At 70.9% G+C, this 15216-nt stretch carries 10 protein-coding genes; 7 read left to right on the forward strand and 3 right to left on the reverse strand.

What is annotated here, in order from left to right; genetic code table 11:
- Window positions 1-178 precede the first annotated feature (178 nt).
- A complete protein-coding gene (gene hflX, locus BM085_RS17500; protein WP_425443266.1) occupies window positions 179-1636 on the reverse strand; it encodes a GTPase HflX in 1458 nt (485 codons plus the stop codon).
- A gap of 140 nt (window positions 1637-1776) precedes the next feature.
- Window positions 1777-2469, reverse strand: a complete 693-nt coding sequence (locus BM085_RS17505; protein WP_093888025.1) for a DUF4097 family beta strand repeat-containing protein — start codon at window positions 2467-2469, stop codon at window positions 1777-1779.
- A gap of 217 nt (window positions 2470-2686) precedes the next feature.
- Here BM085_RS17505 and aceB point away from each other — a divergent pair, with 217 nt between their 5' ends.
- The 5 genes from aceB (at window position 2687) to BM085_RS17530 (ending at window position 9455) form a co-directional block, all read left to right on the forward strand.
- Window positions 2687-4288, forward strand: a complete 1602-nt coding sequence (gene aceB, locus BM085_RS17510) for a malate synthase A (RefSeq protein ID WP_245789371.1) — start codon at window positions 2687-2689, stop codon at window positions 4286-4288.
- A gap of 242 nt (window positions 4289-4530) precedes the next feature.
- Complete coding sequence (locus BM085_RS17515; protein ID WP_093888027.1) at window positions 4531-5988, forward strand: FAD-binding oxidoreductase; 1458 nt, start codon at window positions 4531-4533, stop codon at window positions 5986-5988.
- The gene (locus BM085_RS17520) at window positions 5988-7307 is read left to right on the forward strand and encodes an FAD-binding oxidoreductase (RefSeq protein ID WP_093888028.1); all 1320 of its coding nucleotides are present in this window, start codon (window positions 5988-5990) and stop codon (window positions 7305-7307) included. The genes BM085_RS17515 and BM085_RS17520 overlap by 1 nt, the downstream gene beginning before the upstream one ends.
- Window positions 7308-8546, forward strand: a complete 1239-nt coding sequence (locus BM085_RS17525; protein ID WP_093888029.1) for a (Fe-S)-binding protein — start codon at window positions 7308-7310, stop codon at window positions 8544-8546. It abuts the gene before it with no gap.
- Between the two features lie 129 nt (window positions 8547-8675).
- Window positions 8676-9455 carry an IclR family transcriptional regulator gene (locus BM085_RS17530; RefSeq protein ID WP_093888030.1) on the forward strand — a complete coding sequence of 260 codons (780 nt, stop codon included), beginning with the start codon at window positions 8676-8678 and terminating at the stop codon, window positions 9453-9455.
- A gap of 124 nt (window positions 9456-9579) precedes the next feature.
- Here BM085_RS17530 and BM085_RS17535 read toward each other — a convergent pair whose 3' ends face one another.
- Window positions 9580-12711, reverse strand: a complete 3132-nt coding sequence (locus BM085_RS17535) for a chondroitinase family polysaccharide lyase (protein ID WP_093888031.1) — start codon at window positions 12709-12711, stop codon at window positions 9580-9582.
- Window positions 12712-12930: 219 nt separating this feature from the next.
- Here BM085_RS17535 and BM085_RS17540 point away from each other — a divergent pair, with 219 nt between their 5' ends.
- Entirely contained in the window at window positions 12931-14253 is a 1323-nt protein-coding gene (locus BM085_RS17540) for an extracellular solute-binding protein (protein WP_093888032.1), read from the forward strand.
- Entirely contained in the window at window positions 14253-15206 is a 954-nt protein-coding gene (locus tag BM085_RS17545) for a carbohydrate ABC transporter permease (RefSeq protein ID WP_093888033.1), read from the forward strand. The genes BM085_RS17540 and BM085_RS17545 overlap by 1 nt, the downstream gene beginning before the upstream one ends.
- The last annotated feature ends 10 nt before the right edge of the window (window positions 15207-15216 follow it).

Genomic DNA, 15216 nt, shown 5'->3' on the forward strand with positions numbered 1-15216 from the left:
TGATCCGCGCAAGGTCTGATCCGCGCGGCCCCATGCTCCCGCGCGCCGCGCGTCCCCGCGCCGCCGGGGCCCCGATCCACCGACCCTGTATCCACCGGACCCGTAACGAGGCCACGCCCCACCGTGCCGGTCCCTGAGCGGGAACGTGGTACGGCGAGGCGTGGCGGGGCGACCGCTCTCAGACGGTCTCGACCGGCTTGGCGGTCTTCTCCAGTTCGGCGAAGAGGCCGGGCAGGACCCTGGCGTGCAGGATCGTGCCGTCCTCGGTGTGCTCGACCCCGAGGACCTCGCCCTCCTTGTGCGCCCGGGAGATCAGGTCACCGCGCTGGTAGGGCACCAGCAGCCTGACCTCCTGGTCGAAGCGGGGCAGCTCGCGCTCGATGACGGCCAGCAGCTCGTCGATCCCGGCGCCGGTGCGGGCCGAGACCACGACGGTGTGCTTCTCGCGCGCGGTCAGCTGGGCCAGCACCACCGGGTCGGCGACGTCGGCCTTGTTGATGACCACGATCTCCGGGATGTCCCGGGCTCCCTCGATGTCGGCGACCACCTCTCGCACGGCGGCGAGCTGTGACTCCGGGTCGGGGTGCGAGCCGTCGACCACGTGCAGGATCAGGTCGGCGTCGCCGACCTCCTCCAGCGTGGAGCGGAAGGCCTCGACGAGCTGGTGGGGCAGGTGCCGGACGAATCCGACGGTGTCGGCCAGCGTGAACAGACGGCCTTCGGGCGTGTGGGCCCGGCGGACGGTCGGGTCCAGCGTGGCGAACAGGGAGTCCTCGACCAGCACTCCTGCCCCGGTCAGCCGGTTCAGCAGCGAGGACTTGCCCGCGTTGGTGTAGCCGGCGATGGCCACGGCCGGAACCTCGCGCTCCTGCCGCCGCGCCCGCTTGGTCACGCGCGAGGTGGTCATCTCGATGATCTGGCGGCGCAGCTTGGCCATCCGCTCGCGGATCCGGCGGCGGTCCAGCTCGATCTTCGTCTCACCGGGACCGCGGCCACCCATGCCGACGCCGCCCGCGGCGCGACCGCCGACCTGGCGGGACAGGTTGCCACCCCAGCCGCGCAGTCGCGGCAGCAGGTAGTTGAGCTGTGCGAGCTCCACCTGGGCCTTGCCCTCGCGGCTCTTGGCGTGCTGGGCGAAGATGTCGAGGATCAGCATGGTCCGGTCGATGACCTTGACCTTGACGACCTCCTCGAGCTGGCGGAGCTGGCCGGGGCTCAGCTCACCGTCGCAGACGACGGTGTCGGCGCCGGTGGCGGAGACGATGTCGGCGAGCTCCTGCGCCTTGCCCGAGCCGATGTAGGTGGCCGTGTCGGGCTTCTGGCGGCGCTGGATCACACCTTCCAGCACCTCCGAGCCCGCGGTCTCGGCGAGCAGTTTCAGTTCGAGGAGTGAGTTCTCGGCGTCGGTCGCCGTGCCCGAGGTCCAGACGCCGACCAGAACGACCCGCTCAAGTCGCAGCTGGCGGTATTCGACCTCGGTGACGTCCTCAAGCTCCGTGGAGAGCCCCGCGACCCGGCGTAGCGCCTGGCGTTCGGCCAGGTCCATCTCACCGATGCCGGGCAGGTCGTCGAACTGGTCAATGTCCAGCGGCTCACGAGTGTCTATGTCGTTGCTCCATTCAGGTGCGTGGTTCATGTGCGTCCTCTCCACAGAGTGGAACACCTGAACCCCTCGGGTCTCTTCCCTCCGATGGTGCCACGTGAACGTCCGGGTCTCATCTGGTTATCGGCCGTTTCGCGGAGAAAGGAAACGCCGGGACCTCCCGTCGCCCCCGCTCAGGAGGGCAGGACGTTGACGTCGCCGGAGCCGGTCCGCGCCGAGATGACGCTGGAGGAGGACGGGTCGTGGGTGACTTTGACGGTCCTGTCGCCCGAGCCGGTCTCGGCCGTCACGTTGTAGCCCCCCTTCGGCAGCCGCACCGTGGCGCCGCCCGAGCCGGTCTCGATCTCGACATGGTCCGGCACGGCGGCGAACTTCGCCTCGATGGTCCCGGAGCCGGAGTCGGCAACGAACCGCTTGGCGCCCAGGGTGCCGGCCTCGATGTCGCCGGAGCCGGTGGTGGCGTTCACCTCCCCGGTCAGCGAGCGCAGCGTGATGTCACCCGAGTCGACGTCCATCGTGACCTTGAGGCCCTTGGGGATCTCGATCCTGTAGTCGACGGAGCAGTCGGAGCAGTCATAACGCAGTGTGAGCGTGCCACCGGCCACGGGATGCTCGGTCTTGGGCCTGCCATCCTTGCTGCCCTTCTCGCCGCCCCAGTGGAGCGTCTCGGTCACCCGGACCTGCGACCGGTCCGACTCGTTGACCTCGACGTCTCCGGATTCGCCGCGGACGTCCAGGAGCGTCAGCTTGCCGGCGACGTCGTAGGAGACGACCTCCTGGTTCCGGTTCCCGAAGTCGACCCGGCAACCGGTCAGCACGAGCGCCGAGCCCAGAAGCGCCCCCGCGACCATCATCTTCTTCTTCATGCGCTCAATCCTCGACTTCCGGAGAAGCTTCCCGCTTCCCTCTCACGACCGGTTTCCGGCTCCCTCTGCGGAGGGAGCCGGCTCAACTGTGCCGCAGCACGGAGGCCCGTTCTATCGGGGACTCCCCCCACTCAGCCCTTAGGACAACCCTGTCTTTGACCCGGCCAGGGCCATCCAGTAGCGTCAATTCCACAATTCAGAAGTTATTTTCCATGATATGGAAAGGAAGCTCATGGACGGCGTTGAGATCACCGGCCCCCCGCAGGACCGGTCCGAGGAGATCCTCACGCCGGAGGCCCTGGCCTTCGTGGCCGCCCTCCAGCGCGAGTTCGGCGCCCGGCGCCTTGAGCTGCTGGAGGCGCGGCGGGAACGCCAGGCGGAGCTGTCGGCGGGCGGCACCCTCGACTTCCTGCCCGAGACCAAGCACGTGCGCGAGTCCGAGTGGCGGGTCGCCCCGCCCGCGCCCGGTCTGGAGGACCGCCGCGTGGAGATCACCGGCCCGGTGGACCGGAAGATGACGATCAACGCGCTGAACTCCGGCGCCAAGGTCTGGCTGGCCGACTTCGAGGACGCCAACGCACCCACCTGGGAAAACACCATCAGCGGCCAGCTCAACCTGCGGGACGCGCTGGAGCGGACCATCGACTTCTCCGCCGGGGAGAAGCACTACGCGCTCAAGCCCGACGAGGAGCTCGCCACCATCGTGGTCCGCCCGCGCGGCTGGCATCTGGAGGAGAAGCACCTCACCCTCGACGGTGCCCCGTTCTCCGCCTCGCTCGTCGACTTCGGCCTCTACTTCTTCCACTCCGCGGGGCGGCAGATCGCCAAGGGCAAGGGCCCCTACTTCTACCTGCCGAAGATGGAGTCGCACCTGGAGGCCCGCCTCTGGAACGACGTCTTCGTCAGGGCCCAGGACCTGCTCGGCATCCCGCGGGGCACGATCCGCGCGACCGTCCTGATCGAGACCTACCCCGCGGCGTTCGAGATGGAGGAGATCCTCTACGAGCTCCGCGAGCACTCCGCGGGTCTCAACGCCGGACGCTGGGACTACCTGTTCAGCGTGATCAAGAAGTTCCGCACCCGGGGCCGGGAGTTCCTGCTGCCCGAGCGGAACGCGGTCACCATGACCGCCCCCTTCATGCGCGCCTACACCGAGCTGCTGGTCCGTACCTGCCACAAGCGCGGCGCCCACGCCATCGGCGGCATGGCCGCCTTCATCCCCTCCCGCCGCGACCCGGAGGTCAACAAGGTCGCCCTGGAGAAGGTCACCGCCGACAAGACCCGCGAGTCCGGCGACGGCTTCGACGGCTCCTGGGTGGCCCACCCCGATCTGGTCCCGATCTGCCGCGACGTCTTCGACGGCGTCCTCGGCGACCGGCCGAACCAGCTCGACCGCCTGCGCGAGGATGTCTCGGTCTCCGCCGCCGACCTGCTGTCGGTCTCCGAGACCCCGGGCGACATCACCGAGGCGGGCCTGCGCAACAACGTGGACGTGGCCCTGCGCTACCTGGCCGCCTGGATGGGCGGGCTGGGCGCGGTGGCGATCCACAACCTGATGGAGGACGCCGCCACCGCCGAGATCTCCCGCTCCCAGATCTGGCAGTGGATCCACAACGACATCGAGCTCGCCGACACCGGGACCGTGGTCACGAAGGAGCTCGTCGAGCGGATCATCGACGAGGAGCTCGCCAAGATCAAGGCGGAGCCCGGCTACGACGATGCCCGCTACGCCCAGGCCACCGCCCTGTTCAAGGAGGTCGCCCTCGACGACGACTTCGCGGAGTTCCTCACCCTTCCCGCCTACGCGCGCATGCCGTGACGTCGCGCACGCCCTGAGGCCGGCGGGCGCGCGGCGGGCGGTCCTCGCACCGGCGGGTCCGCCCGTCCCCGCTCCCGTCCGGCCCGATGCGGGGCGGGCCGTCCGGAATCGGGAGCGCTGCCGGACGCCATCGCCCCGATGCTGAGCGAGAATGCGACATAGAGGGATGTCGTCCACGATCGACCGAGTGATCACGAGAGCAGGGGCACTGCCGAGCTCCCGCGCACGCGGGAGGAGGAACGATGGGCACGAAGACACCCGACGGACTGGTCCGGCGCCTGCTGGAGTCGCTCGACCACAGAGCGGTGATCACCGACCCGGTACGGCTGCGCACCTACGAGTGCGACGGGCTGACCCATCACCGGGCCACCCCCGGCGTGGTCGTGCTGCCGGAGACCGCCGAGCAGATCGCGGCCGTGGTTCGGGTCTGCAACGAGTACGGCGTGCCGTTCGTGGCCCGGGGGGCAGGGACGGGGCTGTCCGGCGGGGCGCTGCCGCGGACCGACGGGGTGCTGATCGTCACCTCCAGGATGCGGCGGATCCTCTCCGTCGACGTGGCGGACCGGCGTGCCGTGGTGGAGCCCGGGGTCACCAACCTGGCGATCACCGAGGCGGTCCGCGACCTGGGCTACTACTACGCTCCCGACCCGTCCAGCCAGCAGGTCTGCACGATCGGCGGCAACGTCGCGGAGAACTCGGGCGGCGCGCACTGCCTGAAGTACGGCTTCACGGTCAATCACGTGCTCGCCCTGGAGATCGTGACGCCCGACGGCGACATCGTCGAACTGTCGAACACCGATCCCGGATACGACCTGCTGGGCGCGTTCGTCGGCTCGGAGGGCACGCTCGGCATCGCCACCAAGATCACCGTACGGCTGACGCGGGCGCCGGAGACCGTGACGACCCTGCTCGCGGCCTTCGACGGCATCGAGCAGGGCGGGCAGGCGGTATCGGCGATCATCGGCGGCGGTATCGTGCCCGCCGCGATCGAGATGATGGACGCCCTGGCGATCGAGGCGGCCGAGGCGGCCGTGGCCTGCGCCTATCCCGAGGGCGCCGGGGCGGTGCTCATCGTGGAGCTGGACGGTCCGGTCCCGGAGGTCACGCACCAGTTCGACGAGGTGACACGGATCTGCCGGGAGAACGGCGCGTTCGAGCTGCGGGTCGCCGCCGACCCGGCCGAGCGCGCGGCGATCTGGAAGGGCCGCAAGTCGGCCTTCGCCGCGGTGGGCCGGATCAGCCCCGCCTACATCGTGCAGGACGGGGTCGTCCCCAGGACCGCGCTGCCCGAGGTGCTGGCGAGCATCGACCGGTTGTCGCGGGAGTACGGCATCCGGGTGGCCAACGTCTTCCACGCCGGGGACGGCAACCTGCATCCGCTGGTGCTGTTCGACGACGCGGAGGCCGGCGCGGGCGAGCGGGCCGAGCTGGTCTCGGGCAAGATCCTCGATCTCTGTGTCGAGCACGGCGGGTCCATCACCGGCGAGCACGGGGTGGGTGTAGACAAGTCCCGATATATGCCGAAAATGTTCTCCGACAACGACCTCGACACCATGCAACTGGTGCGCTGCGCCTTCGACCCCCGCGGCCTCTCGAACCCGGGCAAGGTCTTCCCCACCCCGCGCCTGTGCGGCGAGGTCCCCGGGGTCCGCAAGGGCGTGCACCCGCTGGTCGAGTCAGGACAGGCGGAACAGTTCTGATGGACGCGCCGCACGAGACGGGCGGGGCGCCCCTGGCGGGCGCGCTGCACAGGACAGGCGTGACGATCCGGGAGGCCGGCCCCGACGACGCCGTGGCCGGGGTCTCGCCGCGCTGGGTGGCGCTGCCCGAGAACACCGGGGAGGTCGCGGCGCTGATGCGCGTCTCGGCCGAGCACGACCTCGCCGTGACCCCGGTCGGCGGCGGCACCCGGCTGCACTGGGGTCCCCCGCCCGAGCGCTGCGACCTGCTGATCGACACCTGCTGCCTGAACCAGGTGCTCGAACACGCCTCCGGCGACCTCGTCGTCCGCGTCCAGGCGGGCCTGACCATGGACTCGCTGGCCGAGACCCTCGCCGCCGAGGGCCAGGAGCTCTCCCTCGACGTCCCCCTCGACGGCGCCACGGTCGGCGGCGTGCTCGCCACCGCCGTCGCGGGCCCCCGCAGGTTCCGGCACGGCACGGCCCGCGACCTGCTGATCGGTGTCACGGTCGTGCTGGCGGACGGCACGACCGCCAAGTCCGGCGGCAAGGTGGTCAAGAACGTCGCGGGCTACGACCTGGGCAAGCTGTTCACCGGCTCCTACGGCACGCTCGGCGTCATCACCGAGGCCGCCTTCCGCCTCCATCCCATCCCGGACGACCGCCGCTGGATCATCGCCGAACTGCCCGCGCCCGGAACCCCGGGCACCGGGGCCGTGCGGGGCGACGGCCGGCCGGACGCGCCCGAGCGGCCCGGTTCGCCGCCCGGCCTGGACGTGCTCGCCGCCGAGCTCGCGGCGTCCCAGGCCGAGCCGAGCGCGATCGAGGTGGACTGGCCGGACGCCCGGGGCGGGCCCGTCGTGGCCGTGCTGGTCGAGGGGACGGCGGCCGACGCGCGGGCGCGGGCCGTACGGGACCTGATGGCCGGGCACGGGACGGCGCGGATCACCGCCGGGCCGCCCGGCTGGTGGGGGACGCTGCCCGGCGAGGACGTGCTGCTGGAAGTGCGGGTCCCGCCCTCCCGCGCGGGCGGCGCGCTGCGGGCGATCATGGCCCGGGGACTGCCCGCGCACGTGCGCGGATCGCTGGCGACGGCGGCCCTGCAGGTCACCCTGCCCCCGGACGTCGGCGGATCGGCGTTCGCGGAGTTCGTGTCACGCGTGCGTGACGATCTCGGCCGCCTCGGCGGCGGGCTGACCGTGCTCACCGCGCCGCAGGAGCTCGCCGACCGGGTCGACCGCTGGGGCCCGGTCGGCGCGCTGCCGCTGCTGCGGCGGGTCAAGGAGCGGTTCGACCCCGGCCGGAGGATGTCTCCCGGCCGCTCCGTGGGAGGGATCTGAATGGACCCCGAGCTGATCAACGACTGCGTGCACTGCGGGTTCTGCCTGCCCACGTGCCCGACGTACGTCCTGTGGGGCGAGGAGATGGACTCGCCGCGCGGCCGGATCCATCTGATGAGACAGCACGTCGAGGGCACGCCGCTGACGCCGGAGATGGCCGGGCACTTCGACGCCTGCCTGGGGTGCATGGCGTGCGTGACGGCCTGCCCCTCCGGGGTCCGCTACGACCGGCTGATCGAGCAGACGCGGGCCGAGGTGGAGCGGACGCACGTCCGGCGGCCGGACGACCGGGCGTTGCGGGCCGTGGTCTTCCAGCTCTTCCCCTACCCCCGGCGTCTGCGGGCGATGCGGCTGCCGCTCCGGCTCAGCGCGGGGCTGCGCCGGAGGATCGCGCCGAGGCTGGAGCGGATCAACCCGTCGATGGCCGCGATGGCCGAGCTCGCTCCCGCGGTCCCGGCGAGGGTACGGCTGCCGCGCAGGGTCGAGGCGCGGGGCAGGCGCCGGGCCACGGTCGGGATGCTCACCGGGTGCGTGCAGGGCGAGTTCTTCCCGCAGGTCAACGCGGCCACGGCCCGGGTGCTCGCACTGGAGGGATGCGAGGTGGTGATCCCGCCCTCGCAGGGCTGCTGCGGGGCGCTGTCGCTGCACTCCGGGCTTCAGGGGCAGGCGGAGCGGTTCGCCAGGCGGACGATCGCCGCCTTCGAACGGGCGGGCGTGGACACGGTCGTGGTCAACGCGGCGGGGTGCGGATCGACGATGAAGGAGTACGCCGAGATCCTCGAAGGCGAGTGGGCGGACCGGGCGCGGGCCATCCGGACCGTCGACCTGACGGAGTATCTCGCCGAACTCGGCCCGGCCGCCGAGCGGCATCCGCTGCCCCTCACGGTGGCCTACCACGACGCCTGTCACCTGGCTCACGCGCAGGGGATACGATCCCAACCGCGTCAACTGCTCACCGCCATCCCCGATCTGGAGTTGAGGGAGATCTCGGAGTCATCCATCTGCTGCGGTTCCGCCGGGACCTACAACCTGTTCCAGCCCGAGGCCGCCCGCGAGCTCGGGGACCGCAAGGCGGAGCGGGTGCTGGCCACCGGAGCCGACCTGCTGGTCTCGGCCAACCCCGGCTGCACCATGCAGATCACCTCGGCCATCCGCCGCCGGGGAGCCGGAGCGCTCCCCGTCGCGCACATCGCCCAGGTCCTGGACGCGTCCCTGCGCGGCCTGCCGGGGGTCCCATGAGCGAGCACAGGATGTCCGCGAATGCGGAGCCGCCAGGCGAGGAGATCGCATGAGCGAGCGCAGCGAGCGAGTCAACAAGCACAGGGTGTCCGCGAATGCGGACTCCGAGCCGCCAGGCGAGGAGATCGTATGAGTGGGGTGCAGTCGGTCGACCGGGCGCTGGAGGTGCTGGAGGCGCTCGCCGAGCGGGGCGGGGAGGCGGGGCTCTCGGAGATCGCGGCCAGGACCGGCCTGCCGTACGGGACGATCCATCGGCTGCTGCGCACGCTGCTCGTCCGGGGCTACGTGCGCCAGGAGTCCGACCGCCGTTACGCGCTGGGCGGCGCCCTGGTACGGCTCGGCGGGGTAGCCGAGCGCATGGTCGGCACCTGGGCGCAGCCGTACCTGGCGAAGATGGTCGAGCTGTCCGGTGAGACGGCCAACCTGGCGGTGCTGGAGGGCGACTTCATCGTCTACGTCGCCCAGGTGCCCTCTCCCCGGCGGCTGCGGATGTTCGCCGAGGTCGGCAGGCGGGTGCTGCCGCACAGCACCGCGGTGGGGAAGGTCCTGATGGCCGGACGGCCGGACGCCGAGGTGGCCTCGCTCGTCGAGCGGACCGGCATGCCCAGGCGGACCGCCAACACGATCACCGACCTGCCCGGCATGCTCGCCGAGCTGGAGCGGGTGCGCGACCGGGGATACGCGATGGACCTGGGCGAGGAGGAGCTCGGCGTGCACTGCCTGGCCGTGGGGGTGCACGACGGCTCGCGGATGGTCGCCGCGATGTCGGTGTCGGGCCCGGCCGAGCGGATCGACGCGCTCGACAGGGACGACCTCGCCGAGGGCATGCGGAGGATCGCGAACGACTTCGGCGCCGAGCTGGGGCCCAGCCCGGCCGGACCGGCGCGGACGCCGCAGGTCGCCCCCTGAGCGGGTCCCGCCCGCACCGGCCGCCCCCTGCTCAGGGGCCGTGCCGGCTTCCCGTCGTCCCCTGAGCGGACCGCACCGGCGGCCGGTCACCCCCTGGGCCGGGTGTGACCGTGCCGGGCGCCCGTCATCCCCTGATCAGGCGTACCTGGATCGGCCGCCCGTCCACCGTCTCGAACTCGACCACGGTCCGGTCGCGCTGTGCCCGCACCTCGCACGGCTGGTCGCCGTCCGCGCGCCAGCGTCCGTCGAGGGTCACCCGCATCCGGTGGGGGTGGCTCGGGCTGGTCAGCCACGGCCGCGACCAGGGGCTGTAGTGGCCGACGTACCGGCCGCGCTCGTACTGGTCGTGGTCGACGCCGTTGTAGAGCCGCAGGTCGGGGTCGCACACCGCCAGCACCAGGCCGTCGTCCCCGTCACCCCTGACCAGCACCGTGGACGGCGTGTCCACCTTGCGCACCGGCCCCTCGGCCAGTTCCAGGGGCTTGAAGACCGCGTAACCGGTGATCCCGGTCGCCCGGTCGCTCACCACGTGTGCGGAGGTGTCGGCGCGCAGCACGGCGTACGGCGCGCTCGCCGGGTCGTCCATCGCGTCGGCGAACGCGGCCATCCGCTCGGGGGTGGTGTTGACGACCATGGCGTACCGGTAGCTCCCGTCCCGTGGGGCGGTGCCGTGCCTGATCCAGGCGGTCGCGAAGTCGCCGCTGGTCGGGGCCTCGGTCGCGTTGTCGCGCGAGGTCTGGGTGGAGCGCGTCAGGCCGACTCTCTGCCCGGCCGCCAGGTGGTAGCCGATGCCCTTGTCGTCCAGCAGCCAGCGCGGCGTGAGGTCCGGCGCGGCGTGCGGGAAGGCCACGACCGGCTCGGTCCCGTCGACGTAGGTGGGAGCCGCCCGGCCGGGCAGGCGGGTCTGGAAGAGCGTGGTCTCGGTCTCCTGCCGGGAGTCGTTCTCGATCCCGGTGCCGACGGCCACGATGCGGTCGTCGAACAGGAAGACCGACTTCAGCGCGCGGTGTGAGCCCTCGTACTTCGGGTGCTCGCGCAGCTCCATGGCGAACATGCCGTTGCGGCCGTCGATGGTGTTCGCCCCGCCGAACCGCGAGTCGGTGAGCAGCATCTCCTCGATCGCCCCGGTCAGGTCGGCCCGCAGCTCGTCCAGCGGCCGGTGGACGACGGTGGTGCCCGGCCTGCGGTTCCAGTCCCAGCCCGCCTGGGCGTAGCCGCTGTCGGCGTTGTTGACCGGGTTGCCCCGGTGCAGCACCTGGATCTGACCGTAGGTGTTGTAGCGGCCGTACCAGTTCGCGCCGTGGTAGACCTCGGTGCTCCACAGGTAGCGGTTGTGCCCGCGTACCGTGACCTGCCAGTTCTCCCGCCGGTGCACGGCCAGGGCGGCGTAGTTGATCGTCCAGTTGCCGTTGGGGTCAGGTTCGGCGACGATGCCGCGTGCCGCCAGCCGTACGGCGAGCTGCTTCTGCTGGGTGTTCGGCGCGGCGGGCAGCAGGCGCAGGAACGCGGCGGCGAGCTCGGGGTCCACGTCGCTCGAGCCGTCGGGGGTGCCGGAGATCGCCAGCCACTGGTAGGGCACCGGTGACAGGGCGGTCAGCCCGTTGGGGTTGCGGCCGCTGATCGAGATGGGCCAGTGGTTCTTGTTGGCGTAGACGCGCATGGCGAGCACGGCCCGTTTGAGCGAGGCGTGCGACTCGGCGGCGAGACGGAAGGCTCCGCCGCTGAGCACGTAGACCAGCGGGGCCAGTCCGACGAAGCCGTCGCGGGCGTAGTCGGGGAAGAACCCGACGTGGTGGAAGGTGGCCCCGTCCACCTTGAGCCCGTCCTGGATGCCCGCGCTGGGCAGCAGCGCCCGGTTCAGCCAGTCCCGCAGCGACCGCAGGTAGGCGACCTGCTCGGCCTCGGTGTCGCGGAGCAGCACGGCCGCGAGCATCCCGCGGAAGGTGGTGTTGAGGATGTCGATGACGCTGCCGTAGGACCTGCGGTGCTCCCAGCTCCGGAAGATCCGGCCGAGCCCGGTCAGCCAGGCCAGGTCGGCGCGGACCTGCTCGAACAGTCCGGCCTCGCGCAGCGCGTCCTTCATCAGGTAGACCGAGTCGTAGTAGCCGCGCGCGTCGTAGCCCAGGTGGTGGATGGTGCCCTGGCAGCTTCCCCGGGTCCAGCCCTGGTCGCGCAGGTGGACGACCAGCCGGGTGTAGAGGCCGGCGAGTGCCGGTCGGTGCGCCGCGCCGGCCGAGGTGAAGGCCAGCGCCACGGTCCTCATCAGGTCGGTGTAGGCGCGCAGCGTGACCGCGTTGACGAACGTCTTGAGCTCGGCGGCGATCTCCGGCGGGTAGATCTGCGACTGGTAGGAGAAGACCGGGCGGCCCACCCCGCTGGAGGACGCCTCGGGGACGCCGAGCGCGGCGACCTGGCCGGCGAGCGCGGCCACCGACGCGTCGTCCACCTTCACCGGTGAGACGAGGTATTCGTCCCGGTAGCGGGTGACCAGCGCGCGCAGCGAGGCCGTCTCCTCCGCCGACGGCGCGGCCGTGTCCGGCCGGGCCTTGGTCAGCAGGGTGTCGTAGAGGTAGAGCGCCTGCCAGTGCTGGTTGTCGTAGTCCTCGCCCTCCCTGGCGACGTCCGGCACCTGGGCGTCGCGGGTGGGGGCGTCCGGCCGCAGCGCCACGTTGAGCATGAGCTGGTCGAGGTGGAGCGTCCCGCTGCGGCGGGGCGCGATGATCCGCAGGGTGTCCATGCCGGGATGCGGCCGGCCGTGCATGTCGTAGTCGTAGCGGACCCAGGCCGTCCGCCAGCCGGTGAAGTCGAGCCGGAACTCGAACCAGGCGTCGGTCCGGTCCCCCCGGCCGAACTCGAAGCGGACCGCGTCGTCCACCGGCGTCTCGTTGAAGATCCAGACCGAGAAGGTGTCCACAGTCCCCTGCCAGGCCTGGTCGTCCATCGGCCGGTAGGGGTCGGGGGCGAAGCCGATGGGGGCGCTGACCGTGATCGTGGATCGGCGGCCGTGCTCCCAGCGGAGCGAGTGGCTCCCGCAGATCGCGGCCCGGTCGGTGATGCTCAGCGTCGAGCCCTGCCCGGCGGTCATCTGCGGCGGGACGGCGGTCTCCAGCAGGAAGACCGGCGGGTTCATGGCCAGGGCCCGCTGTTCCAGGTCGCCGCTCACGGCGGCGGACGCCGTGCCGGGCCGCAGGAAGACGGCTCCCGCCACACCCGCCGCTCCGGCCTTGAGCGCGGTCCTACGAGTGATCTCCAGCACGGCCCCTCCTTCGGATCGGATGAGCCGTATCCAACGGGAGAGAAAAGTGATGAATAAAGAAGTATTTCAAGATTTTTAGGACCGACTGTCGCGGCCAACCCCCTGCGGACACGGGAAAGCAGCACGGACCGCAAAATTCATCCCTAATTCATTATGTTGACTTAGAGATGACTTCACGTCCAGGATTCCGACAACCACCCCCTCCCCCAGGAGTGTTCGATGAACGGATTCCTCCCCCGCCGCCAGGTGCTCAGGACCGTCGCCGCCGTGACCGTGGCGGGCGCGCTCGGCCTCGGCGCCGCCGCCTGCGGCGGCGGCTCGGCCGGCGAGACCTCCAATGAGCTCGTCTACTGGTCGATGTGGAAGGCGGGCGAGCCCCAGGCCAAGGTGCTGGAGTCCGCCATCGCCTCCTTCACCAAGGAGACCGGCGTCAAGGTCAAGGTCGAGTGGAAGGGGCGCGACGTCTCCAAGCAGCTCGCGCCCACGCTCAACACCAGGAACGTCCCCGCCGACCTGGTCGACTCCGCCGACCGCTTCGTGAAGTCGACCTTCGTCGCCACCGGACAGGGCCTGGACCTCTCCCCGGTCTACGACATGGAGATCCCGGGCGAGACCGGCAAGAAGGTCGGCGACGTGATCGATCCCAAGTACCGCGAGTACGCGACCTCGGAGGGCAAGGCCTGGCTGGTGCCGTACGAGGTGCTGGCCGAGCAGATCTGGTACGACGGCAACGCGCTCAAGGACGTGGCCGCCGCGCCCCCGAAGACCTGGGACGACTTCGTCTCCCTGCTGGACAGGCGCAAGAGCGCGCGGGGCGACGGGCCGCTGGCGCTGGACGCCGACATCGCCGACTACTCGGCCTTCTGGACCTACCACGCGATCCTGCGCGACCTCGGGCCCGGCGCGTTCGGCGCCGCCGCGACGGACGCGACCGGCGCCAAATTCGACGACCCGGCCTTCGTGACCGCGGTCCAGAAGATCGAGCAGCTCGTCAAGGGCGGCTACTTCGTCAAGGGATACGACGGCAGCAAGTTCCCGGCCGTCCAGCAGAAGTGGGCCGGCGGCGGGGCCGACTTCCTGCTGCTGGGCACCTTCGCGCCGAGCGAGACCAAGCCGTCTGCCAAGGAGGGCTTCGCCTACCGTTCCTTCCCCTTCCCCGAGGGCGCCAAGGGCGAGCAGACCCAGGAGATCTCGCTGATCGGGTTCGCGATCCCGGCCAAGGCCCGCAACGCCGAGGCGGCCAAGCGGTTCGTCGCGTACTTCATGAACAAGGAGCGGCTGTCGAAGATCGCCTCCGAGACGGACAACATCACGCCGCGCGCGGACATCGAGGTGCCCGCCGTACTGGCCGACGTGAAGAAGACGCTGGACACCGCGCGGACCCATCCGGCCCTCGACGGCGTGAAGATGGACCACACCGACTGGTACACCAAGGTCTTCCAGCCGGTGAACACCGAGCTGATCACCGGTAAGGTCTCCGCTGCCGACTTCGTGGCCAAGCTCAAGAGCACCTCGGTCGACTTCTGGAAGCTCAACGGCTGATGACCGCGACCGCCGTCCGCGAGACGGAGCCCGCCCAGCGGCAGCCGGCCGCCCCCGCGGCGCAGAGCAGCCCGCTCGCCCGGGGGAGGAAGCGGCTGTTCTGGCCGTTCATCGCCCCCGCGCTCGTCCTCTACGTCGTCTTCTACATCCTGCCGACGCTCGCCACCGCCTGGATCAGCCTCAACAAGTGGGCCGGGGCCGGGCCGATGGAGTTCGCCGGGCTCGACAACTACCGGCGGCTGCTGCTCGACCCGGTCTTCCAGGGCTCCTTCGCCAACACGCTGACGATCCTCTTCGCCGTCGGCGGCGCGACCTTCGCCCTCAGCTTCCTGCTGACGATGATCCTGCGCGACATGGCCGGGCGTAAGGCGGTCCGGGCGATCATCTTCTTCCCCAACATCATCTCCGGCATCGTGCTGTCGATCCTGTGGGGGTTCCTCTTCCAGGCCGAAGGCGTCGTCAACCAGGCGCTGCGGGCCTTCGGCATGGACGACCCGCCGAACTGGCTGGGCACCGAGAACCTCTTCTCCGTCATCATGATCGGCCTGGTCTGGGTGCAGACCGGCTTCTTCACCACGATCCTGATGGCCGCCGTGGACCGCATCCCGAAGGACCTCTACGAGGTGTGCGACCTGGAGGGCGCCAACGCCTGGCAGCGGTTCCGGCACGTGACGCTCCCCCTGATGTGGGACGTCGTCGGGGTCTGCGCGGTGCTCTGGAGCATCAGCGCGATCAAGATCTTCGAGTTCATCTACGCCTTCGCGGGCGCGGCGGGCCAGCTTCCGCCGACCAAGGTGTGGAACACCGCCCTGTACGCCTACGCCGAGGCCTTCGCCAGCGGCGTGCCCAAGTACGGCTCCGCCGCCGCGACCGGCATGGTCATGCTCGCCCTGGTCGGCGTGCTGGTCGTGCTGCTGCGCCGGCTGTTCCGCCGTGACACGGTCCAGTTCTGAAAGGGGGCTC

It is taken from the genome of Streptosporangium canum (genome assembly GCF_900113865.1).
Taxonomy (GTDB): Bacteria; Actinomycetota; Actinomycetes; order Streptosporangiales; family Streptosporangiaceae; genus Streptosporangium; species Streptosporangium canum.

Bases quoted from the DNA above. Each gene is read 5' to 3' on its own strand.
- hflX (WP_425443266.1), bottom strand. From the start codon at position 1,636: ATGAACCACGCACCTGAATGGAGCAACGACATAGACACTCGTGAGCCG.
- BM085_RS17525 (WP_093888029.1), top strand. From the start codon at position 7,308: ATGGACCCCGAGCTGATCAACGACTGCGTGCACTGCGGGTTCTGCCTG.
- BM085_RS17540 (WP_093888032.1), top strand. From the start codon at position 12,931: ATGAACGGATTCCTCCCCCGCCGCCAGGTGCTCAGGACCGTCGCCGCC.
- BM085_RS17530 (WP_093888030.1), top strand. From the start codon at position 8,676: ATGAGTGGGGTGCAGTCGGTCGACCGGGCGCTGGAGGTGCTGGAGGCG.
- aceB (WP_245789371.1), top strand. From the start codon at position 2,687: ATGGAAAGGAAGCTCATGGACGGCGTTGAGATCACCGGCCCCCCGCAG.
- BM085_RS17515 (WP_093888027.1), top strand. From the start codon at position 4,531: ATGGGCACGAAGACACCCGACGGACTGGTCCGGCGCCTGCTGGAGTCG.
- BM085_RS17545 (WP_093888033.1), top strand. From the start codon at position 14,253: ATGACCGCGACCGCCGTCCGCGAGACGGAGCCCGCCCAGCGGCAGCCG.
- BM085_RS17505 (WP_093888025.1), bottom strand. From the start codon at position 2,469: ATGAAGAAGAAGATGATGGTCGCGGGGGCGCTTCTGGGCTCGGCGCTC.
- BM085_RS17520 (WP_093888028.1), top strand. From the start codon at position 5,988: ATGGACGCGCCGCACGAGACGGGCGGGGCGCCCCTGGCGGGCGCGCTG.